The organism is Leptotrichia sp. (assembly GCF_057270615.1).
In genome coordinates, this window is sequence record NZ_DBHIXN010000137.1 from 1 (window position 1) to 1,448 (window position 1,448).

1 protein-coding gene is annotated in these 1,448 nt (G+C 25.1%); it reads left to right on the forward strand.

The genetic code is table 11. The features are described from left to right. Nucleotides 1-263: 263 nt before the first annotated feature. Nucleotides 264-923: a DUF3298 domain-containing protein gene (locus tag ACO409_RS10925; protein WP_485557189.1), complete on the forward strand. Its 660-nt coding sequence runs from the start codon at nt 264-266 to the stop codon at nt 921-923. Nucleotides 924-1,448: the final 525 nt, after the last annotated feature.

Sequence of the window (1,448 nt, forward strand, 5' to 3'; positions counted from 1 at the left end):
AGCCCAAAATATTTTATTGTGTTATTTTGGCTGCCCCTATATTTTTTACTCTGTCCTTTTATTTTATTTATCAAAAAAAATTAAAGAAGAATAAATTTTTTATTAAATAGTTCAAGAACACTCGCAACTTTAGTCGTGGGGGATTCAGCAGTTATATTGAAAAAAATAGTATCAGAAAAATTAAAAAATTTGAAATATTTTTTTGTATATGATATAATAAGAAAGGTTCTAATTAATTAAAAAAATTTGAGGTGATTATAAAAATGAAAAAATTAATGTTGCTTTTTATGACATTGCTTGTGTTTAATGTATCATTTGCAAAGGGAAAAAATGAAAAAATTGATACAGCTTTTACGTTTCAAGGATATTCCCCAACATCGCCAAGTATTGTAAGGGTTACTCAAAAAACAAAAGTTATGAAAAAATCAAAAATTTATTATCCAGGATTTATAGGTAGTAATTCTGATGTTATAAAAAATATGAATGCAATTATGGAAAATTTTATTTCTAATTATAAATCTACAAAGCATGTATCTTATAATACTTCTTATGAAGTTACAGCTAATAACAGTTTATTTTTAAGCGTTTTGTTTACAATTAACTTAACAGATAACGATACAGGACAAAAGACAGTTCTTCATAATGCAATAACATATAATTTAAAAAATGGAAAACAATTGCAGCTTAAAGACTTATTGGCAAATGGATTTAATGATTCACTAACAGATGCAGTAAACTTAAAATTTAAACAATTTGGACTTCCACAAATTGATAAATTTGACGCTATTGATAGACAGCAAGCGTTCTATATGGAAAATGATGCTCTTGTGTTAATTTACAATAAGGGTGAAGCATCTAATTTTGCTGATGGAGAAGTTTATATTCCATTCTTGCTTACAGACTTGATTGGACTTTTACAATAGTTTAGAAAATTAAAAAATAGATTTTACATAAAGTAAAAGTAATTTATTAATTAAAAAATACACTAAGATAATTTGTTAGTGTATTTTTTTTTGAAAAGAAATTAATGACAGAGTAAAAATTTTAAGAGTATGCCTCTATTAAAAAAATTATTAGTGATATATATAGCTCAAAATATAATTTCTATTTTTCAAATAGAGATAGTTTTATACTATTCCTCATTAAAACAAAGGAGTTTTTATAATTCTGTTTAGCAAGGGGTCAAGACCCCTTGTCAGAAAGTAAATAGGAAATCTTTTTAGTAGATTAAACCCCTCAAATAATCAAAATAAATATTCACTTTTTAAATGGGGAATAGCATTAAATAGAGAAATAGTTATGAATTTTTGGATAAGAGATCAAGATTAATTTTTTGTATAAATATTTTACTTTGTCAGAAGTATATTTAGTTTTGTTAGTGAACTACTCCCGCTTTTAGAAGCGGAAGCTTCTTGGGAAGTATCTGCTTTTGTTAGCCAAATATATTT